The organism is Pseudomonas sp. 18173 (genome assembly GCF_050432945.1).
GTDB lineage: Bacteria > Pseudomonadota > Gammaproteobacteria > Pseudomonadales > Pseudomonadaceae > Aquipseudomonas.
In genome coordinates, this window is sequence record NZ_JBKFTN010000009.1 from 156,035 (window position 1) to 176,933 (window position 20,899).

At 61.0% G+C, this 20,899-nt stretch carries 17 protein-coding genes, 1 other RNA gene and 1 pseudogene; 9 read left to right on the plus strand and 10 right to left on the minus strand.

All coding sequences use genetic code 11. The features are described from left to right. Positions 1-100 precede the first annotated feature (100 nt). The 3 genes from ACLD1X_RS12875 to ssrA all read left to right on the plus strand — a co-directional run bounded on the left by ACLD1X_RS12875 (position 101) and on the right by ssrA (position 1,450). The gene (locus ACLD1X_RS12875; RefSeq protein WP_429368101.1) at positions 101-376 is read left to right on the plus strand and encodes a hypothetical protein; all 276 of its coding nucleotides are present in this window, start codon (positions 101-103) and stop codon (positions 374-376) included. Positions 377-680: 304 nt separating this feature from the next. Next, positions 681-959: a hypothetical protein gene (locus tag ACLD1X_RS12880; protein ID WP_429368102.1), complete on the plus strand. Its 279-nt coding sequence runs from the start codon at positions 681-683 to the stop codon at positions 957-959. Positions 960-1,053: 94 nt separating this feature from the next. Then, positions 1,054-1,450, plus strand: a transfer-messenger RNA (tmRNA) gene (gene ssrA, locus ACLD1X_RS12885). A 97-nt stretch (positions 1,451-1,547) separates the two neighbouring features. Here ssrA and ACLD1X_RS12890 read toward each other — a convergent pair. Next, positions 1,548-1,811, minus strand: coding sequence for a hypothetical protein (locus ACLD1X_RS12890; RefSeq protein WP_429368103.1), 264 nt, complete (start codon positions 1,809-1,811; stop codon positions 1,548-1,550). 296 nt (positions 1,812-2,107) lie between these two features. On the opposite strand from ACLD1X_RS12890, the gene ACLD1X_RS12895 reads away from it, so the two are divergent. Next, positions 2,108-2,569 carry a cysteine hydrolase family protein gene (locus tag ACLD1X_RS12895; protein ID WP_429368105.1) on the plus strand — a complete coding sequence of 154 codons (462 nt, stop codon included), beginning with the start codon at positions 2,108-2,110 and terminating at the stop codon, positions 2,567-2,569. A 333-nt stretch (positions 2,570-2,902) separates the two neighbouring features. Beyond that, complete coding sequence (locus ACLD1X_RS12900; RefSeq protein WP_429368107.1) at positions 2,903-3,253, plus strand: DUF6124 family protein; 351 nt, start codon at positions 2,903-2,905, stop codon at positions 3,251-3,253. Positions 3,254-3,347: 94 nt separating this feature from the next. On the opposite strand, the gene ACLD1X_RS12905 is transcribed toward ACLD1X_RS12900, so the two are convergent. Continuing rightward, positions 3,348-4,256, minus strand: a complete 909-nt coding sequence (locus tag ACLD1X_RS12905) for a YeeE/YedE thiosulfate transporter family protein (RefSeq protein ID WP_429368109.1) — start codon at positions 4,254-4,256, stop codon at positions 3,348-3,350. 142 nt (positions 4,257-4,398) lie between these two features. Between ACLD1X_RS12905 and ACLD1X_RS12910 the strand changes: the two genes are divergently transcribed. Then, positions 4,399-5,805: a DUF2252 domain-containing protein gene (locus tag ACLD1X_RS12910; RefSeq protein ID WP_429368111.1), complete on the plus strand. Its 1,407-nt coding sequence runs from the start codon at positions 4,399-4,401 to the stop codon at positions 5,803-5,805. A gap of 188 nt (positions 5,806-5,993) precedes the next feature. Here the strand turns inward: ACLD1X_RS12910 and ACLD1X_RS12915 are convergent, their stop codons facing one another. Then, positions 5,994-6,974 (minus strand): metallophosphoesterase, encoded by a 981-nt coding sequence (locus ACLD1X_RS12915; RefSeq protein ID WP_429368113.1) that lies wholly within the window; start codon positions 6,972-6,974, stop codon positions 5,994-5,996. Positions 6,975-7,193: 219 nt separating this feature from the next. Between ACLD1X_RS12915 and ACLD1X_RS12920 the strand changes: the two genes are divergently transcribed. Continuing rightward, the gene (locus ACLD1X_RS12920) at positions 7,194-8,633 is read left to right on the plus strand and encodes an ArnT family glycosyltransferase (protein ID WP_429368115.1); all 1,440 of its coding nucleotides are present in this window, start codon (positions 7,194-7,196) and stop codon (positions 8,631-8,633) included. An 81-nt stretch (positions 8,634-8,714) separates the two neighbouring features. On the opposite strand, the gene ACLD1X_RS12925 is transcribed toward ACLD1X_RS12920, so the two are convergent. Together ACLD1X_RS12925 and ACLD1X_RS12930 are read right to left on the minus strand one after the other, a co-directional pair. Then, entirely contained in the window at positions 8,715-9,548 is an 834-nt protein-coding gene (locus tag ACLD1X_RS12925) for a phosphatase PAP2 family protein (protein WP_429368117.1), read from the minus strand. A 34-nt stretch (positions 9,549-9,582) separates the two neighbouring features. Further along, the gene (locus ACLD1X_RS12930) at positions 9,583-10,254 is read right to left on the minus strand and encodes a histidine phosphatase family protein (protein ID WP_429368119.1); all 672 of its coding nucleotides are present in this window, start codon (positions 10,252-10,254) and stop codon (positions 9,583-9,585) included. 394 nt (positions 10,255-10,648) lie between these two features. Between ACLD1X_RS12930 and ACLD1X_RS12935 the strand changes: the two are divergent. Together ACLD1X_RS12935 and ACLD1X_RS12940 are read left to right on the plus strand one after the other, a co-directional pair. After that, positions 10,649-11,575: pseudogene (locus tag ACLD1X_RS12935) on the plus strand (methyl-accepting chemotaxis protein); the annotation flags it as partial. Beyond that, a complete protein-coding gene (locus ACLD1X_RS12940) occupies positions 11,570-12,433 on the plus strand; it encodes a methyl-accepting chemotaxis protein (RefSeq protein WP_429368183.1) in 864 nt (287 codons plus the stop codon). The pseudogene ACLD1X_RS12935 and the gene ACLD1X_RS12940, both read left to right, overlap by 6 nt. Before the next feature lie 205 nt (positions 12,434-12,638). Here ACLD1X_RS12940 and ACLD1X_RS12945 read toward each other — a convergent pair whose 3' ends face one another. The 5 genes from ACLD1X_RS12945 to ACLD1X_RS12965 form a co-directional block, all read right to left on the minus strand. Continuing rightward, positions 12,639-14,012 (minus strand): DUF1329 domain-containing protein, encoded by a 1,374-nt coding sequence (locus tag ACLD1X_RS12945; RefSeq protein WP_429368121.1) that lies wholly within the window; start codon positions 14,010-14,012, stop codon positions 12,639-12,641. Positions 14,013-14,172: 160 nt separating this feature from the next. Further along, entirely contained in the window at positions 14,173-16,128 is a 1,956-nt protein-coding gene (locus ACLD1X_RS12950) for a DUF1302 domain-containing protein (protein ID WP_429368123.1), read from the minus strand. Positions 16,129-16,188: 60 nt separating this feature from the next. After that, positions 16,189-17,478, minus strand: a complete 1,290-nt coding sequence (locus ACLD1X_RS12955; RefSeq protein ID WP_429368125.1) for a phospholipase — start codon at positions 17,476-17,478, stop codon at positions 16,189-16,191. 241 nt (positions 17,479-17,719) lie between these two features. Beyond that, entirely contained in the window at positions 17,720-19,288 is a 1,569-nt protein-coding gene (locus tag ACLD1X_RS12960; RefSeq protein ID WP_429368127.1) for an FGGY-family carbohydrate kinase, read from the minus strand. Between the two features lie 20 nt (positions 19,289-19,308). Then, positions 19,309-20,898, minus strand: coding sequence for a glycerol-3-phosphate dehydrogenase/oxidase (locus tag ACLD1X_RS12965; RefSeq protein WP_429368129.1), 1,590 nt, complete (start codon positions 20,896-20,898; stop codon positions 19,309-19,311). Position 20,899 lies beyond the last annotated feature (1 nt).

Sequence of the window (20,899 nt, forward strand, 5' to 3'; positions counted from 1 at the left end):
AGTCCACAGATCAAGTCCTGCAAACGCAGGACTTTTCCTACACTCGGCAGCCCGTCCTGATGGTCAGCGATGCCTGGCCACTCAGTTCAAGGAGATACTCATGAAACGTTCTGTACTGTTTGGTCTGTTCGTTACTGCCTCAATGCTGGCTTCCCCCTCGTTTGCCGCTGAAAAAGACCTGTGCGCGGTCAATCTGCAAACCATCGAAAACGCAAAGGCACAGATTCCTCCCGAAATGGCTGAACAAGTAGCGGACTCTGTCGAGAAAGCCAAAGCTGACCATGCAAAAGGCACCAAACAAGGCATGGATGATTGTGTCGCCGAGACCAACCAGACCATCCAGGACCTCAAGAACGCGAGCAAAGGCGGGAAGTAACTCTCAGCTCAGGGCCAGCCTTCGGGCTGGCCTTCCGGGTGTTGTTGGCGTACATCAACAACGACTGTGTCCGATACGAAGCAAACCCAAACCCGCCAGTAGCGGGTTTTGTTGCATCCGGGGTCTGGAAATATGTGACCGTGCGCATCGCTGGAAAAAGCCCGGCACGTAGTCTGGAAAAACCGAATTATTGCGTTGCGTCGCAGTCTTTTAGATAGACCCCATCGATCGTGGCTGTTCTCGGGCTCGGCCTGGCCGCCCGCTCATACGTCAGCACCGAGAACACCCGCCCCAGGAGATACCCATGAAACGTACCGCACTCGCTGGCCTGTTCATTTCAGCTGCAATGCTGGCCTCCCCCGTATTTGCTGCGGACAACAACCTTTGTACGAGCAAGCTGCAAGAGCTCAAGGGCAAAGTGAATGCGCTGCCGGCGACCTCCGGAAACACTTCAATGGAGATCAAGAGACTGATGTCCAGCGCCGAAGCCTCACAAGCTTCCGGCGACGACAGAAAATGCGTCACCGAGGCCACCCAGGCCTTGGCGCTCGCTGACAAACAGAGCAACGAGCCCAACCCATGATGTGTGGTGGCCAACCTTCGGGTTGGCCTTCCGGGGCGCGATGACGTACACTACATATGCCTGCTGCTCACTTGATTCACAGAGCATCAGGCTCGGGGCCGTTTAGGATTCGACGCCGGTTGCGAAACTTTAGGTGCATGCCGAGTTGGTAACAGAACTCGTAAATCCACTGTTGCAACTTCTTATAGTTGCCAATGACGAAAACTACGGCCAGGAATTCGCTCTCGCTGCGTAAGCAGCCTTAGCCCTGAGCTTCTGGTACCTTCGGGTCCAGCAATCACCAGGGGATGTCTGTAAACCCAAAGTGATTGTCATATAGAACAGAATCGCCGTGCAGTACGTTGTGGACGAAGCGGCTAAAACTTACACAACTCGCCCAAAGCACCCTGCCCGTCGGGTCGCTGAGGGTTAACTTAATAGACACGGCTACGCATGTAGTACCGACAGCGGAGTACTGGCGGACGGGGGTTCAAATCCCCCCGGCTCCACCAATTGAGACACCAACGAAGCCCGCCCTCTGCGGGCTTTCTTGTTTCTGGGCGTATCGCAAGCCTTACAACAGTCTGAAACAGGCCTCACGCCAACCGATCAGTACTTGATATCCCGCGCCGTACGACGGGTATCCTGCTTGGTACTGCGCTTGTCCTGGCGGCATTCAACATTGCTCTTATCATTGCCCTTTCTGCATTGATCCTTGGTTTGCCGGGCGGTGGAGCGCCCTTCCTGCCTGGTATCGCGGGCTTCACGCCGTTGTTGACCCTGCTCGGTCGCGTACGCGGGTAGCGTCACCCACTGCACGCCAGCGGCGACAAGCAGCATTGCCAGGGCTTTCAGGTAGTGCTTGCGAATCATGATTTTTCTCCAGTTCCATACCGCTCAATCGCTTCGTTCACTCACCGAAGAACCCAGCGAAAACGTGCATTACATCGTACGCTCACAACTCACGAAAACCTGTTGTGGTACGTAAAATCTGACGATAGGGTCGCATCGGCGGTCGCGCAATGGTTGTTATGTGCATGATTGCAATATGGACATCGCTAACGAGCAAACTTTGCAACCGGTCTGCCCGCGAAGAGGCCTGCGAGCCCCTCCAGAATAGGCTGCCCCCACAGCCCTCCTATCTCACGGTCAACTCCCCCGAGAAGCTCATGCGCCAAGCCCTTCTGATCATTGACGTCCAACCCAGTTTCGCCCCGCCGCAGTGGCTTATCGACGGTATCCAGGCACTCATCGGCACCCTGCCCAGTGCCGCCACGGTCGAGCGTCATGACGAGTCCATCACCCCTTTCGCAAAACAACTCGGCTGGCACCCCGCGCCGGACGATGACAGCCTGATCGCCGCTGACCGCATTTTCATCAAGCACGGCTATGCGCCGACAGCGCAAACCATCGACTACCTGAAAAGCCTGAACGTCGAGCGCGTGCTGGTCTGCGGCCTGCAGACCGAGACCTGCTGCCTGGCGGCGGGGTTTGCGTTGTTTGATGCGGGTTTGCAGCCGACGTTGATTACGGATTTGACGGTGGGTTCGTCGCTGGACCGGACGGGTGGGTTGGGGGTCAGGCTTTGGGAGCATCATTTCAAGCACACGGTGAGATCGAGTGACTTGTGATCGGTGCAACGACTTCATCGCGTCCTAGGACATTTCCCGCAAAACGCATCGCCTTTCATGAACTGGCGGGCGCTTCTTCTCGACGATAGCCTTCAGGGGTCGCTGCACATCAGCGATCGGCTTTGACAGGCTGAAAAGTGTACCCTTCACACCTCCCAGATCAAACAGCATGCATTCACGTATGTAGTCACGATTATGGCGGCTGTGCGCGGGGCACCTTCGGGTGCACCGGGTTCTCACACTTCCGGTCTGTCAACCCGCGTATAGCTGCCACCCAGTCCTGTTTGACAGCAGGGGGTGGCAGCTTCTCTAAACAGTGTGAGGAATGCCAACTTGAAAAAGAACAGCCCCAATCCCCCGGGATCCCCAGCCGATTCAAGTGAAGACTCAATCGACTTATCCAACCTCTCCAAAACCACCGAACCCACCATCAGCGCCCGCCTCCGCAACCCCACTCACCTCGACCCCATCAGCCACGTCTTCACCCTCCGCCCCGACATCGACACGCCGTCCCTGCTCACCCACGCCAGCGAAACCCTCGCCTCGCTCAACGTCATGAGCACCGACCTTGCCTGTGATCTTGAAAGTTCGCGTCGCAACATCGCCCTGGCAATCCAGCAGTTGGCTGTGTTGGCGCAATTGCTGGTGAATCGGGCACTGGACAACGTCGCGCCACTTGACTAGCTGGATGTGATTGGGCGGCGGTTGCAGATGCAGGTGTGATCCTTGAAAAATGGACGGTTTCAGTGAGATCGTCCAACTCCAGAGCCGCGATCAATCAACCACGCAGCCGCCTCACCCCAACCCCCACCAATATCCCCAACACAATCGACGCCAACGGCACCACTCCCACCCAGGTCAGCGTCGGAAACACCAACAGAATCTGCGAGTCATTGCCACCCAGCATCATCGATGCGCCGGTCCCCATCAACACGCCCGCGAGCAGGTGCCTGCCCGCGGTCATCCCTGCGAACCGCTGATAGTTGAACGTACGGCGATGCAACGTGTAACAGAGCATGCCCAGCATCAGCATGGCGAACACCGCCACACGCTGGGTAGTCAATGAGGTATCGCCCGAGCCCCGGAACATTTGCGAGAGATCGTAGAAGAACACGCTGGGCGTCCACTGCGGTTCGAAGGTGTAGAGGGCACCGGTCAGTGCGCCCAGCAGCAGGCTCGACAGCACCAGGTGTTTGTCGCCGTGAATCCGGATCAGGAACAGCAGAATCAGCAGCACCATGCCGATGACCAGCCAGTAATGACGGCCAGTGATCATCGGCATTCGCAGCGCCCGCTGTTCGGTCAGCATGTTCAGGTGATGCCACAGCACGATCCCCAGCACCCAGCCGAGGATGGTGAAGGCCTTGTTTAGATTGCCGCTGGCGAGTTTGGTGAGAGTGCCGACGCTGCATCCGTCGTTGAGCACCGAGGCAAGGCCGAACAGCACTCCGCCACCGACCAGTGCCAGATAGCCAACCTCAGGGATGAACAGCGGCTGACTGACGCCAGACAAGGCATAGACCGGCGCGAGCAACAGACCGAACAAACCGCAACTGATCAGCGACACGAACAGGGTCGGCCGGCGTTTGAGCAAAAGCCCCATGGCATTGACCAGGCACATGCCCATGCGCTGAGACACCCAGCCGATAAGGAACGCCAGCAGCAGTGAAACCGGTAATGAAAACACGGGCCTCCTTGTTTCCGGGTGGTGGCATCGAGTCGTTGCCTGACAGACAGATTAGTCGCTGGGCAAACACTTCGGATGAACCCGCAAAGCCCTTCTACACTCAATTCGCAAACGCCCTCCAACACCTGTCGAATAGGCCCTCATGACCACCCTCACCGACCGCTTGAAGCAAGGCAAGGATGCGCGCAAGAAGTGCTCGCGCGGTTCGCAGGCATCCCTGGGCAATGTCGCCCGCGACCCGATACCGCTGATCAAGGCGTCGAGTGAAGGGCGCGTCAGATCGCTGGTGGAGTTGCGTTATGGGCGCATGCTGGTGTCGCCGTTCACCTTCTATCGCGGCAATGCGCTGTTGCAGGCGCACGACCTGGCGAGCACTTCGAACATGGGGCTGGTTTCGCCGATCTGCGGCGATAGCCACCTGATGAATTTCGGCGGGTTCGCAACGCCTGAGCGCAACCTGCTGTTCAGCGTCAACGACTTCGACGAAGCCCATCCCGGACCGTGGGAGTGGGACTTGAAACGTCTGGTGGCGAGTTTCCTGGTGGCGGCTCGCGATCTGCGTCATGGCGAAACCGTTGAAGACACGGTTTGCCATGAGGTCGTGGGCGCCTATCAGAAAACCATGCTCGAATGCGCCGAACAGAGTGCGCTGGAAACCTGGTACGAATCCATCAGCTATGACGACATGCTGGCGCAGGCCAACAAGAGCACCCTGGAACATGTGCAGCGCGCGATCGAAAAAGCCGAGCGTCGCACCCATGCCGAACTGTTGCCAAAAATCAGCGAACGCGACGCCCAGGGTCGTCTGGTCATTCGTGATGACTTGCCGGAAATTTTCCACCTGCACAAGAACACTACGCTGCTGGACGCCGATGATGACTGGTTGCGTCTCTCGGACTGGCGTCCGCTCTACGACACCTTCATGCGCGACTATCGTGGCACCCTGCAAGCGGACCGTCGTGATCTGGTGTCGCGGTTTCACGTTCAGGACATGGCGTTCAAAGTGGTGGGTGTCGGCAGTGTCGGCACCCGTTGCCTGGTGGCACTGTTGACCGACGATCAGGAGTTTCCGTTGTTCCTGCAATTCAAGGAAGCGCGGCGCTCGGTGCTCGCCGGTTACGTGAAGGCCAAGTCGCGGGTGCGGCATGAAGGGCAGCGGGTGGTCGACGGTCAGCGGCTGATGCAATCGGCCAGCGACCTGTTCCTCGGCTGGACCACCGGCCCCAGCGGGCGGCATTTCTATGTGCGGCAATTGCGCGACATGAAAATCTCCGCCGAACTCGAAACCTTCGACGGTGAAGCATTCGCAGCCTACGGCCGGCTCTGCGGGCGGGCCCTGGCTCGCGCCCATGCCAAGTCGTCCGGGCACGCGGCGGTGATCAGCGGCTACATCGGCAAGAGCGAGGCACTGGCCGACGCGCTCTACAAATATGCCCGGGGTTATACCGAGCAGAACGAGCGCGATTTCGAGCAGTTCCAGCAGGCCTGCCGCAAGGGCCGTTTGCGTGCACGGTCGGAAGCCGACTTTGCCGCCGATCATTTGCCGTAGCGGTGTCGCAAGCTCTGGTACGGGGCTTTGATCGAGATGAATTTTTCTTCACCCCACCGTTGCGTTCCTGCCTGTACAGTGCCCTGGCTCATTCAAGAAACTACGGTTTGCCCGCCCTCCCGCGGGCTTTTTTTTGCCTGCGATTTTGTCTCGCGGCACCGTTGGTTTTATCTCGCCCCGACCGTCTATCACTGCGCCGCTTGCGGTTGCTCGGGCAGCAAACAGCCTTTGGCCATCCACTGGCAGTCTCTGGCCCAGCGATAACCGGATTCCAGATCGCCCCGGTCGTTGTAATACCCCAGCCTGAGCTGGGTGGCACTCAGGTCGAGCTTGGCGAAACCCGCCCGCGAGGCGGTAAAGGTGCTGTCCGGTACTGGCGTTGGCAGGACATCCAGCTTCTGGCCACCCGCTCCGGATATCACCCACGCAGGCTCACCTGCACGCAGCAGCAATTGCTGGTTGTGATCATGGCCCGACAAAAGCAGATCGACGTGGTTGCGTTGCAGCACCGGCAACAGCCGTGTGACCAGGTCCGGCTCCTCGCCATTCTCGCCTTCATTGCGCACCGGGTGATGGGACGCGGCTATTCGCCAAACCGGAGCCGGTCCGGGCGCCTGGAACGCCTGATCGATCAAGTCGATTTGCTGCTGCAGACTTTCACGTGGCGCCGAAGTGTCGAGGAACACCATCCGCATCAATGGCCGCCCGTCGACTTCGCCGAAATCCTTGACGTAGTAATTGGCCGGCATCTGCCAGCGACCCGACCCCCGGTGCTGCTGGCCGTACTCGATCTCGTATTTTTGCGACAGCGGATAATCGTGATTGCCCAGCACGGCGTAGAACGGCACATGGCTGAGCCAGTGCCCCCAATAGACACGCTCGAATCGGGTTCCCCAACGATAGTCGCGAGTACCGCTCAATGGCTTGCCGTAGAAGTTGTCGCCAAGGAAAACCACCATGTCCAGGCGCCCCTCGCGGGTCGCGACACGCTCCATGGCTTGCCCCACTCGCCACTGTTGCAGGTCACCGCTGCCTTGATCGCCCACCGCAATCAACGACACCGACGCGGGGTCCAGGCCGCTCAACGGAACATAGGGTGACGGTGGCATGAACAGCCAGTAACCACCCGCGATCAGCAGTAGCGCGAAGGCAATGCCTGAGCCCGGCACAAGCCTTCTGAGCACCGGATGTTTTGCAAATCTGGAGGGGGAATTTGTGCGATTCAATCAGGGGCTCACCGGGCATCGAATGCCAGACTGGTTGGCGAAATGAAGGTCGACCTTCACCCCTAATAAATCACAGCAGTTGTTCACGCTTTGTTAAGAAAGCGTTCCGTATACTTTTTTTCCAGCCTTTTTTCGGCCTTCCTTTTGCGGTAGCCAGAAGTCATGTCGCGCCCTGTCCCACTGCTGTTTGCACTGTGTTGCCTGCTGTTTTTCTTCGCCCTTGGCAACCACCAGCTGCAAGGCTCCACCGAAGCGCGGGTCGCCGGAATCGCCATGGAAATGCACCTGGATAATGACTGGGTGACGCCGCGACTTTTCAGCGAACCCTTTCTGGAAAAACCACCCCTGAGCCTGTGGCTCGGCGCCGGGGCAATTCGCGCCTTTGGCGCTACACCGTGGGCTGTGCGCCTGACGTCTGCATTCGCCGGGCTGTTCAGTGAGATGCTGCTGTACGCCATGCTGCGCCGACTCGGCCGGCCTGTCAGTGTCGCGTGGACGGCGGCGATTCTGCTGGCGACCATGGCCAGCTACTGGAGCAACGTGCGTGGTGTCGGTGAGGATGCGTTGCTCGCCCTCGGCGTGAGCACAGCGCTGCTGGCGTTCCTTGCAGGGCAACGACAAGCCGGCATCGGCAACGGATTGCTATTTGTGGCGGGGATCGCCATCGCGACCCTGAGCAAGGGCGTGCTGGGCCTGGCCATGCCGGGTGTGGTGATCTTCGCGTATCTGCTGGCCACCAGCCTGATGGACAAGCGCCTGGATGTCGAGCGCTGGCTGCGGCCAGGCCTGCTGACACTGCTGGGGCTGGTCCCGCTGATGATCTGGCTGGCGATGCTGTACCAGCGCGACGGTGTTCATGCCGTGACCGAGTTGCTGTTGACCAACAGTGTCGGTCGCTTCAGCGGTTCCTTCGTCGAAGCGGGGCATCACGAGCCGTACTATTACTACCTGGTCAAGCTGCCCCAGGCCTTCCTGCCCTGGAACATTCTGGTGTACCTGGGCCTGTGGCATTTTCGTAAAAAGCTGGTGGCCAACCGTTACTTGCTGTTCTTCAGCCTGTGGTTGCTGGCGCAATTTTTGATGCTGACGCTGGCGTCGAGCAAACGTACGGTGTACCTGATGTCGCTGACGCCCGCAGCCGCGGTGATCGCTGCCGAATACGCGAGCGTGCTGCTCGAGCGCCTGAAGTCCCGGGCAGGTTCACCGACCTGGATCGGTCGCGTGGCCGGGTATCGCAACGGTCTGGCGGTTGCCACCCTGACCGTGGTCATTTGCGGTTACTTCGCCGCAGCGCAATGGGCGATGCCCCATGCCGACCGGACGCTGTCCTTCCTGCCGCTGACCGAGCAGATCCAGTCGATGCAGGCCAATGGGCAACAAGTGGCCCTGTACCAGGCCAATGAGCGATTGGGCGGCGCCAGCGTGTTCTATACCCGCAGCCTGCTCAAAGGGCTCTATACCGAGGCGCAGCTGCATGAATTCCTGGGCGCATCGCCCGATCACATCGCGGTGCTCTCCGGCGACACGGAACCTGCCGCCCCATTGAAGGTGCTCAAGACAATGATGGTGGGGCGTCAGGCCTACTACTTCGTTGCGCAGTGAGACATGACCCGCTGACATTTCCCCAGGCAATAAAAAACCCGCAGCCCTTTCGGGTTGCGGGTTTTGCTGTTCAAGGCGGGCTCAATTCACTTGCTGAGTCTGGGCAGCCGGCACTGCTTGTTGCGCTTTGGAGAGTACCGGCTGTTCCAGCCTCGCCCGTCCGTAAAACGCCAGCGCCGTCAGCAGGCACGCCAGCCACACAAAGATCCCGGCCCAGAGGGTGTGGGACATGTAGTGCCAGCCTTGCAGCACCCGCGTTGTGCCGTAGATGAAGCCGAGGGTCAGCGAGCCGTACATGATCGCCTTGGAATAGCGCCAGCGATAACGGCGAGCCACGAAGTACAACGCCAGCATGGTGAAACCACCCGACGCATGTCCGCCCGGCCAGCAGCGACCTTCACCGGCGACTTTCAGCAGGTCGAAATTTTCATACCACTCGACGTGCTCCATTTTGCCGCCGTACTGGGTGGTCTCGATCGGGCAATACACGCTGGTGTGGCCCTTGAGGTAGTGAATGACCCCGGTGCTGATGGAGAACGCGAACACCACGTAGAGAAAGTCCCGACGGTGGCGGGTGGCAAAGCGCAGTACCGGTGCGACTTTGATTTTTTCCAGGAACGCGATGATTTTCGAGTGCTTTTCAGCCTTCAGGCGCGGCCAGAGAAACGACAGCAAGGCACCGATAATCGCAATTTCGCCGGTCCAGTTCGGAATGATCCGCGCCCATTTATGGGTAATTTTCTCGAACAGATGGGATTGGTCCAACGGGTACGTCTGCGTCACCGGATCAAAAAAGTAATTGTTGAAGGCGATGTCGATTTTCGTCATGTCGAACATCAGAAACACCGCGACCGCGCAGGCCAGCGGAATACCGAAATTCACCCAGTAAAAGCGGTAGCGAGAAGCGGTCTGCATTGTGAATCCTGATTCAAAAAGAGGAGGGAACAACTCAATGAGTGCTCAACGTGCTCCAGTCGGAAGCATCGATGAAGCCAAGCATGCGCGGAGTTTGCGGGGTTTCGACGGAAATAAACAGCGAAGCGCCATAACCCAGTGTCGAAGGCGGCAAGTCGAGGTCTTTTTCCAGTTGCTCCATGCACTCGCTATGGGTCACCAGCACCAGGTTACGCCCGGCCACCTTATGCGCAAGCGCGTCGCGCAGCATGGTGCCCTTGCAACTGATCAGCCAGTCTTCCCCCGTGCCAACCTTGTTGAACATGAAATTGGCAGTCTGTGCCGTGCGCAGGATCGGGCTGTTGTAGATATCGGCCTTGTCCAGGCCAAGATGCTTGTACTGTGCCCCGAGGCTCTCGGCAACACTGCGAGAGCGCGCAGTAATGCCATCGTTGCCAATCAGGCAAGGCGCCGAGGAGTGATCGCAGCGCTCGACGTGGCGCACCAGCACGATCACGTCGCCCTTGGCCCATCCCGTCATCAAAGCCTGTGCACCGGCCACGTTGCCGTGCGCCAGGTCCGGCGCGGTGGCAGGACGCAGCAGAAACACGGTCAGCGGGATGACCAGCAGCGCCGAGGCCAATACCACCGCAGCGTTGCGATAACGGGCGAAGCGGCTCAGATCGATCGAGCGTTTTACCCCGAAAAGACTCAGTCTTAATTCCACATCAAGCCGCCTCGCCGGCACGGACCACCTCATTAGATCCGCAAACGTTAAAGAATCGTGCGTTGCCGTCGGGTGAAAGACATGTGAAAAAAAGCTTAAAACTCTGCAAAAGCCTTGTTACAGAATTCTCCGTACAAAATCCTTTCAGCTCTCGGGATTGCTGCCGATACATCCTGCTTACACAGCTTGGCGGCCCCCAAAAAAAACAATCTTCCAGCCAACCGACGAAATAGAAGCACTACGTTCCTGGAGGAATTTGATGAATAGCTGGTTCGGCAACATCAGCGTGAACCTGAAACTGGGCCTGGGATTCGGCCTGGTCCTGGCCCTGACCTGCGTCCTTGCCCTGACCGGCTGGACCAGCCTGGGCGGGTTGATCGACCGCAGCAACTGGATGAGCGACATCACCCAGCTCAATGCCGGCCTGACCAAGCTGCGCGTGGTTCGCCTGCAATACATGCTCACCAACGGCGACGAAACCGCCGCACAGAGCGTGCAGACCACCCTTGATGCCTTCTCGGCCCAGCAACAGGCCCTGCTGGTGAAGTTCAAGAGCCCGGAAAACCTCAAGCTGCTCCGGGAACAGGGTGCCGTCATCGAGGCCTACAGGACGTCCCTGGACAAAATGCGCAACGCCTACCGCGCCGGCAACAGCGCCCGCGACGCCATGAGTGCCAACGCCGAAACCGCCAACACGCTGATCAATGACATCAATACCCGCGTGCAGCAAATGCCGCCGAGCGACCAGCGCTTCGATCAATTCCAGGCCATCACGGCGGCCAGGGAGGCGTTTCTGCTGGCCCGCTACGAAGTGCGCGGCTACACCGCCAGTACCAATGCCGAGACCGAGCAAAAAGCGGTCGGCCAACTGGATGCCGCCATCGCCAGCCTGAAACCGCTGAACGTGCATTTCTCCGACACCCGGCAAGACGCCCTGCGTCAGCTGGAAACTGCACTGGGCAACTACCGCAGCGCCTTGCAGGCCTACAAGGCCGCCAGCAATGACGCGGTGCAAGCGCGCAAGGAAATGACCGACCAGGGCGCTGCGATCGTGTCCCAGAGCGATCAGCTGTATCAGATCCAGCTCGACCGTCGTGACGCCGAAAGCGCCCGGGCGCGCACCTTGCAACTGGTCAGCACCTTGTTGGCGTTGCTGGTGGGCGTCATCGCCGCCGTGCTCATCACTCGCCAGATCACCCGCCCATTGCGCGAAACCCTGGCGGTGGTCGACCGCATCGCCAGCGGTGACCTGACCCAGAACGTGCTGGTCACCCGCCGCGACGAACTCGGCGTATTGCAGCAAGGCATCGCACGCATGGGCGTGACCCTGCGCGACTTGATCAGCGGCATCCGCGACGGCGTGACCCAGATCGCCAGCGCCGCCGAAGAGCTGTCGGCCGTGACCGAGCAGACCAGCGCCGGGGTCAACAGTCAGAAAGTCGAGACCGATCAGGTCGCGACCGCCATGCACGAGATGACCGCCACCGTGCAGGAAGTCGCGCGCAATGCCGAAGAAGCCTCGCAAGCCGCTGCGGCGGCGGATGGCGAAGCCCGTGAAGGCGACAAGGTGGTCAACGAAGCCATTGCCCAGATCGAGCGCCTGGCCAGCGAAGTGGTGCGTTCCACCGAAGCCATGAGTGTGCTGCAACAGGAAAGCGACAAGATCGGCAGCGTCATGGACGTGATCAAGGCCGTGGCCGAGCAGACCAACCTGCTGGCGCTCAACGCTGCCATCGAAGCGGCCCGCGCCGGGGAAGCCGGTCGTGGTTTTGCGGTAGTGGCCGACGAGGTCCGCGGCCTGGCCCAGCGCACGCAGAAATCCACCGAGGAAATCGAAGGCCTGGTGGCCGGCCTGCAGAACGGCACGCAACAAGTGTCGGCCGTGATGAACAACAGCCGCACCCTCACCGACAGCAGCGTGGCCCTGACCCGCAAGGCCGGCGAGTCACTGGAGAACATCACCCGCACGGTGTCCAATATCCAGTCGATGAACCAGCAGATCGCCGCCGCTGCCGAACAGCAAAGCGCCGTGGCCGAAGAGATCAGCCGCAGCATCATCAACGTGCGCGACGTGTCTGAACAGACCGCGGTCGCCAGCGATGAAACCGCCAGGTCCAGCGTTGAACTGGCACGGCTGGGTGGTCAATTGCAGCAGCTGGTGAGCCACTTCCGCGTCTGACCTTCAGCGCTCGCTGAATCGACCATCCAATCGCGAACAGGCTCGTCCTGTAGGAGCGAGCTTGCTCGCGATGGTGGTCAACGATAACGCGTGCATTCTGAATGATCGCGGCGCTGGCAGGTACTTCGCGAGCGAGCTCGCTCCTACAGGACCGGTTTTCCGCGATCGTGGTCTGACTGACTACAACCTTCCAAGGCTTACGCCCTCACCGCGTACCGCGCTGGCGCAACGCCGACGGCATGAAGTACGCGTCTTCCGGCACCGGTTGGGCGAAGTCCACGGTGGCTGGCTCTTCGTTGTCCAGGTTCTGCACGTAGTAGCGACGCGCCTGCAAGTCATGGAAGACGTCCAGCGCACTCCAGGTGGTGGGCAGGTCGTAGAAGTTTTTCAGGTAGGCCATCGACACCCGCCACAACTCCCCTCGCCCGTCATATTGGTCCACCAGTGCGGCGCCCCAGCTGTCCTCGTCCAGAAACAGCACGCGCTTGGAGTAGATGTGCCGTGCGCCCGGCTTGAGCGTGCCTTCGACCACCCAGACCCGATGCAGCTCATAACGGGTGAATTGCGGGTTGAGGTGGCCCGGTGTGAGCAACTGCGCGTACTTCACCTCAGGGCTACCGACCTTGTAATTGTTATAGGGAATGTAGACCTCTTGCTTGCCCTTGAGCTTCCAGTCGTAGCGGTCTGGCGAGCCGTTGAACAGGTCGGTATCGTCCGCCGTGCGCAGGCCGTCGGAGGAGGCGATGGGGGTGTCATACGCGAGGTTCGGCGCCCGGCGCACGCGGCGCTGGCCCGCGTCGTAGACCCAGGCTTGGCGCGGGTCCTTGAGCTGGTCCAGGGTCTCGTGCACCAACGCCGCACCGCCAGCCAGCCGGGCCGGACTCTTCACGAACGCCAGGTAATAAAACAGGATGTTTTTCAGGTCGGCAAACTGCCCGCCCTGGCGGTAATAGTTGAAGAGTCCCTCTTGCTGCGAGGTCACCAGCGCGAAGCTGCCGTTGCGTTGTACCGGCGCTTCGGAGGCACGCCGGACCACATAGATACCGCGATAGCGGGTGATGTGGTTCCACAGCACCTCGATCCCGTCCTTGGGCACCGGGAACGGCACACCGCCATAGGCATCGGCAAAACCGGTGCCGCCATCGAGCAGCTTGGCCGAGGTCGCATTTTTCAGGGTGTTGTCATACAGCCACTGCGGCGCCGAACCAGAGCGACGGGAGGGATAGACCGGCATCTGGAAGGTGTCGGGGTAGCTGTTGAAGAGTGCGATCTGACCCGGGCTGAGGTGGGCCTTGTACTGGTCGAGGTTGGCCTTGGTGATGGTGAACAACGGCTTGTCCGCCGCATACGGGTCCAGGTGATGCTGGCCTGGCTTGTAGCCCGCCGGCGCCTGGGTGATGCCGCCGGTCCAGGCCGGTATGGTCCCGGCGGCGTTGCCGGCACGCTCGGCGCCCAGCGGCGTCAGCGTGGTTTTCAATTGCTCGGCCAGCTGGGGCGTAACTGCCGCCAGCGCACTGCCGGCGGCCAGGCTCAGGAACAGTGCCAGTGTGGTCTTGGTCAGTCTTGACGTGTGAAACATGATCGTTCTCCGAATTAAAGGCAGCAGGCCTGCAGCACACAGCGGATCCCCTGTGGGAGCAGGCTTGCTCGCGAATAGGGCGGCACATCCAGCACAGATGTCGCCTGATACACCGCTTTCGCGAGCAAGCCCGCTCCCACACAGGGTCGGCGTGTAGCAATCAAAGGAAGTACTTGAGGTTGAAGCCAACGTTGTCGCGGTCACGCAGGCCGTTGTCCTGCCCGCCGCCATAGAACTCGGTGTATTGCAGCTCGGCCTCCAGCTTGTTCTGGTAGTTGGCCTTGATCCCCAGGGTGTAGGCCTTGCGACCTTCGATGATGTTGCCCGCCTGATAGCTGTTGCCCTCGAAGTCATCCTTGTAGACGACATAGGGCGAGACGTTGACCCCGGCATACACGTCGTTCCAGGTGCCGTTGAGCATCGCTGTGTAGCTGTAGGAGTTGCGGTTGACCTGGTCGTCGCGCTCGCCGCCGGACACATAGGAAAAGTTACCGGTGCCAGCGAAGTAACGGGTACTGCCGTCAAAAGCGGTGTATTGCAGGCTGCTGCCGCGCAGGTGTTCGGACGCCAGCTCGAATACGCCAAACATCGAATCGAACGACAGGCTCGGACCGAAGTTGTAAATGGTGCCAACGGAGGTGTTGAACGCCTCCACCCGCTGGGCGTTATTGATCTGGCTGGCGAGCGTGACCTGCTGCCCGCCAATGTTGATGGTCTGGCCGGCCGCCGCGTCGGCAGCGCCGTTGGCCAGGTCGCCGATCAGGTCGTTGGTGGCGGCGACCCCGATGGGCAGGTTCGGTCGATAAGCCACTTCACCGAACACCGACGCCTGGCCCAGGGTGGTGTTGAAACTGAAGCCGTACATGCGGATGTCTTCGGCGTAGCGCCGATGCGCCTGAATGTTGCCCAGCACATCCACGGTCGCCAGGCCGTTGGCCAGTTGCCCCGCCTGACTGCCGGCGACACCGGCCAACAGGTTGGTCAGGGCATTCATGTCGATGCCCTTGTACCCTCCCAGATCGGCGGAAATGGTCGGTTCCTTGGCGTGGTAGTTGACCATGTACAAGCCGAATTCGGTGCTGTTGAGTGCTTCCGCGATGTAGCGAAACGCGAAACCGAACTGGCCGTCGTTGCGCGCGTTGAAATCCTTGCCGACCGAGGCCACCTTGACGGTGTTGCCAAAGGCAGGGGTAACCCCGCCGGCGTACAGGCCGGTAGTCCTCAGGGCCTGGTTGAGCAGCGGGTTGTTGCCCAGTGCGCCGTACAGGTCGATCACGTTGCCGAACCCCGGCACCGGGGTGTCCAGCGCGGTACCGCTGAAGTTGTTGTAGCCGGTGTTGCCACCGTCGGCGAACAGGTCCGTCTGCGAGTAGAACGTGCCGACCGGGTCGATGCGGGTTTCCTTCCAGTTGGTCTGGTAAAAGCCTTCCATGGTCAGGCTGTCGGTCAGGCCGATGTTGAAGCTCAGCGCTTCCACCGGCACCAGCACTTCCTTGACTTCGGCCCCGGGCAGACGGTACTTGGCCGCATCCACCGGGTTGGTGGTGTTGATCCCGCCACGGTAGAAAATCCCCTCGCCCCAGTTGAACACCTGACGCCCTATACGCGCCGTGAGCGGCATCTGCGCTACATCCCAGTTGCCATAGAGGTAGGCGTCGAGCATCTCCACCCGGCTGCCGGCGATATCGCGGGTCTGGTCGGTGAAGTGGTCGTCCTGCGGGAAACTCTGACTGGGTTGCGACGGGTTGTTGTTGCGCAAGTAATCGTTGCGCTTGTCCATCAGTTGGGTGTCATAGAACGCGGTGCCGCGCACGAACATCCCGTAGTTCTGATAGTTGGCCTCGAGCTCCGAGGTGATCTTGTACACCTCGGAAACCAGCCCGGTGTCGAAGTTGCGATTGCCGTCGTTGGTGTTGACGTCATCGTTGGTCTTGTCCCGGCCCTGCACCCGCCACAGGCGACCATAGGACAAGGTACTGTCGAATGAACCGGTGACCTGGTTGTCCAGCACACTGAACTCCCCGGCCTGCACGCCGTCGACCGCGCACAGTTGCAGCAGCCCTGCCAGGCCTACACCGGGTAGCGCTGCGCCAGACAGGCGAAATCGAGTGCTCATGATGTGTTCCCCTTTCCCTGGTTTTATTGTTTTTGTGGTCTGGCAATGTGGCCGCGATGGCTAGGGCGCCAATCCCGCAGTGGCATAAATCCGGCTGTGCGCACCGAAATGCCCCAGCAGTTCGAACAACTGCCGGTTGAGTGCCGGATGGTTGAAATCTTCGCGCTGCAGCTGATTGCCGCTGCTGAAATCGCTGGTGATCGGTGCTGTGTCCAGCCACTGGCCGATGGCTTCATCGAACGCTGCGGATTCGTCGACGGACTCGGCACTCACCACTTCGCGCAGGTAGTCCACCGAGTACGGCGGGTAATGGGCGTCCCGGGCAGAATCGGCATACGCGTCGAGCATCGGATGGGGCTGACCGGCGCGCAGCAAACGACGCAGCCATGTCGACTGATACTTCTCCACTTCCATGTGCCGCGTCGCAACGCGTTCGATGGATGCCTGCTTGTCGGCAGCGAAACCGGCCAGCGCCTTGCCTTCCAGCAGAAGAAGACTGGCAAGGTCGACGCCGGGCAATGGCTTGGCGTGATAAGGCTGGGTCAGGTCCTGGATGTGGTGCAGGCCCCAGCCGAGAAAGCGATAGCCCCAGTAGGAATGACCGGTGGCAAAGGCCAGTCGCGCCAGACCCATGTATTGGTAGGCGCGCCAGTCAGGCCAGCTGCGTTCGAGAAACCCGGCAGCGGCGTACACCACCGGGCTTTCATGGAAGAAGCCCATATGGAACGGTGCCTGGGAGCTGTACTGAAACCGTGCGTCACCAAAGGGCTGCGGGCCGAAGCCGTACAGCGCGCCAACTTCGCCGGGGTTGTCGCTGAACAGGTTGATGTCGTGGCCGTAATCAGGCTCATCGGCGGCACTGGCCAACACGGCCAGGGGCGCGACTTGTTCGTGATCAGCTACGCGGATAAAGCGCTGGCGATTCCACGGCGACAGGGTCTGCTCAACCATGACCTGCTCGGCCTTGAGGTGTTCACGCTCGGGCAGATCCTTGCCGGGCAGCGGCTGGATGACCATCGCCAGGTGAATCTGCGGATTGATCCGCAACGCGGTGAGGAAGTCATGCCGCAAATTGTCCCCGGGCACTGCGGGCAGGCGCAGGTTGTCGGGGCGTGGCGGGTAGTGGGCGAAGTGCTCGCGGGCGAAGCGTTCCTGCTCGTCGAGCAACGCACTCACGGCCGCGTATTGTTGCGAGAGAAACTGTTCCAGCGGTTCGACTTCGACCTGTGGTGCATCGCGCAAGGCCGGCAGGTCCTGCAACGCCAGATAGCTGCCCACCGTATGGTTGGACCAGCCCCACGCTGTCGGGGCCGTTGCACAGAGCAGCAACAGAAGGAAAGTCAGTTTCATTGCCTGGTTCTTATTGGATGTGCCATGGGGGTTGAGCCTAACAACCGACCCTGCCCCTGACACTGTCCGATCTCACCAGAAAAGTTCTCCGATAGCGCCACATGCAGGGTGCAAAGAACACCACGGACCAATGTGGGAGCGGGCTTGCTCGCGAAGGCGGTGTGTCAGTGAAATCAATGTTGACTGACACTCCGCCTTCGCGAGCTAGCCCGCTCCCACAGGGGGGATCTACGCTGTTTTTTCAGGCGGGGTAACCGGTGATTTTGCGGATGCTTTGGTACAACGGCTTGAGCTGTCGATACATGCGCAGGTAGACCTCCTTGTACAGTCGCTCATAGATCTGCTGCGCCTCGGGTTGCGGCATGAATACCGCTCCGACCCGGGTCATGGCGGCCGTCGCCGTGGGAAAATCCGCGTGCAGCCCCAGCCCCACCGCGCAGCAAATGGCCGCCCCCAGGCCGGACGCTTCGTAGACATGCGGACGCTCGGCGGGCAGGCCGAAAATGTTCGCCGTGAGTTGCATCGCCGCATCACTCTGGGAGCCGCCACCAGCGACGCGCAAGCGCGTGACGGAGACCTTCGAACGTTTCTCGATCTTCTCCATGCCCTGGCGCAAGGCATACGCCAGGCCTTCGAGGATCGCCCGGTAAATGTGCGCGCGGGTGTGCACGTCACCAAAGCCGATCATCGCGCCCTTGGCTTCCACACCCGGCTCGCGAATCCCGGGCGACCAGTAGGGTTGCAGCATCAGGCCCATGGAGCCCGGCGGCACGGCGTCGACCAGCGCATCGAAGAGTTGCTCGGGCTCCACACCCTGGGCTTTGGCCTGTTGCATCTCGCGCAGGCCGAACTCGTTCTTGAACCAGCTGACCATCCAGTAGCCGCGATAGATCATCACCTCGCAGTTGTATTGATCCGGCACCGCCGACGGGTAAGGCGGAATCAACGGGACGATTTCCAGGTAGCGCGACCGGGTACTGGTGATCGTCGCCGTGGTGCCGTAGGAAAGGCACACGGTGCCGGCGTCGACGACTCCGGAACCCACGACTTCGCAGGCCTTGTCGGCACCGGCGGCGATCAGCGGCAGCCCCTTGGGAATGCCGGTGTGGCGGCTGGCCTCGGCGCTGATGTAGCCGAGGGTTTCACCGGGCTTGTGCAGGCTCGGCAGTTGCTCGGGACGCACCGCCAGCGCCTGCCATTTCCAGTCGGCGGGTGCGGCCCATTTCAGGCGTTTGAAGTCGAAGGGCAAGTAGCCGACGCAACACCCCACGGAATCGACAAAGCGCCCGCACAGGCGGTGGGTGAGGAACCCCGAGAGCAGCAAGAACTTGTCGGTCGCCGCCCACACATCCGGCTGGTGGCGGGCGATCCAGTTGGCCTCGGCCTGGGCACGAAAGTAGTCCACCGTGGCTTGCGCACCGACCAGTTTGAACAGCCAGCCCCACGGTCCCTTGATACCGCCTTCGACTTCGGCCTGGCGTTGATCGAGCCACAGGATTGCCGGGCGCAGCGGCTTGCCCTGGGCATCGACGTTGATCACCGTGCCGCGCTGGGTGGTCAGGGACACTCCGGCAATCTGCGAACGATCGATGCCGGTTTGCTGCCACACCTGCTGGCAGGCCTCACCCAGTTTTGCCCAGTAATACTCCGGGTCCTGCTCGGCCCACCCCGGTTGTGTCGAATAGTAGGCCTGCAACTCGACCTTGCCTTTGCCCAGCAGATTGCCCTGCAGGTCGAAGAGCAGTGCGCGTACGCTCTGGGTCCCATTGTCGATGGCCAACAGGTAACGCTTGTTCGGGTGGTTATCCATGGAGCTCTCTTGAGTGGGCATCAATGCACGCCATCCGGCAAACCATGATGGCGTTGCCACAACGCCAGGTAGCGCTGCTGCTCCTGCTGCCAACGCTCATCGTCCCAGCCCAGCCGCGGCTGGCAGAGTCGGCGAATCGCCGGCCAGTAATCTTCGGCGCCTCGAGGCAGCAACAGGCCCAGGCGGGTGCGGCGCAGCAACAGGTCATCCAGGTGCAGGACCATTTCCGCCTCGCAGGCAACGGCCAGCTCTGCCCACAAGGTGTCAGTGCCGCCGACGGTGTCATGGCCCAGTTCGACGATCAGCTTCGCCAGCCTCGGCAGGTCACGGCCATGCCGCCCGGCCAGGCGCCGCCAGCGGTTGGCGCTGAGCCCCGGGATCGCCAGCGGCGGCACGACGGCGAACACCGGCGCGGCGTCATCATTGAAGGGCCGGTCGAGCATGCTCGCGCAGGCCTTGAGCACTTCGATCGCCTGCGGGCGAAAGGTGGTCAGCTTGCCGCCAGCCAGGGTCACGCAACCCGGCTCCTGCCACAGCACATGCTCACGGGTTTCATTCGATGGCTTGAGTTCACCTGCTGCGCTGCCCACCACCGGGCGTACTCCCGACCAGGTCGACAGCACATCGGCGGCGACCACCTCGGCCTGGGGGAACTGTTGGTTGCACGCGGCCAGCAGATAGTCGAGTTCATCAAGGCTGATGCTCGCACTCTGGTCGAGATCGCCGTGATGATCGAGGTCCGTAGTGCCGATCACCGTGCCCCCCTCCCACGGGAACACGAACACCGGGCGACGGTCGCGCTCGTGCAGAAAGGTGAAGGCTTGCGCCACTGGCAGCCGCCAACCCGGCAACAACAAATGACTGCCACGCAACGGGCGCAACTGGCGAGACGCATCGGGCGGACGCAGGCGCTCGGCCCATGCGCCGGTGGCCACGGCCAGCACAGCACAACGCAATGTCAGTAATGCGCCACCCTCGCAGTCCTCGACCTGAACGCCGCAAACGCGCCCCTCTTCACGCAGCAATTGCTGCACGCGCACACCGTTGAGCACCATGGCGCCGTCGGCCCGGGCCTCGCCCAATACACGCATCACCAGGCGCGCGTCATCGGTCAGCGCATCGACAAAACAGGTGCCGCCCAGCAGGTCATCTTCCTTCACCCCGGGCGCCAGATAACGCAGTTGTTGCGCGTCATGGAAACAATGGCTGCGCCGCCCGGCCAATGCGTCATAGACGGACAGCAAACCACCCAGCACCCGCGGCCCGGGAAAACCGCCACGGTAATGCGGCATCATGAAACTCATCGGCTCCACCAGCCCCGGCGCTTCGTCGAGCAGGCGCTGGCGCTCGCGCACCGAATCGCGGGTCAGGCGCCACTGGCCCTTGGCGATGTAGCGCAGGCCGCCATGGACCATTTTCGAGGAGCGGCTGGAGGTGCCCCAGGCGAAATCGCGCTGTTCCAGCAACAGGCAACGCCAACCTCGACGCGCGGCTTCGCGCAGGATACCGGCGCCGCTGATGCCACCGCCGATGACGATCAGGTCCCAGGTTTCATCCGCCAGCGTCGGCAGCACCTGCTGTCGCCACGCCGCGTTCCAGTCCAGGCTCATG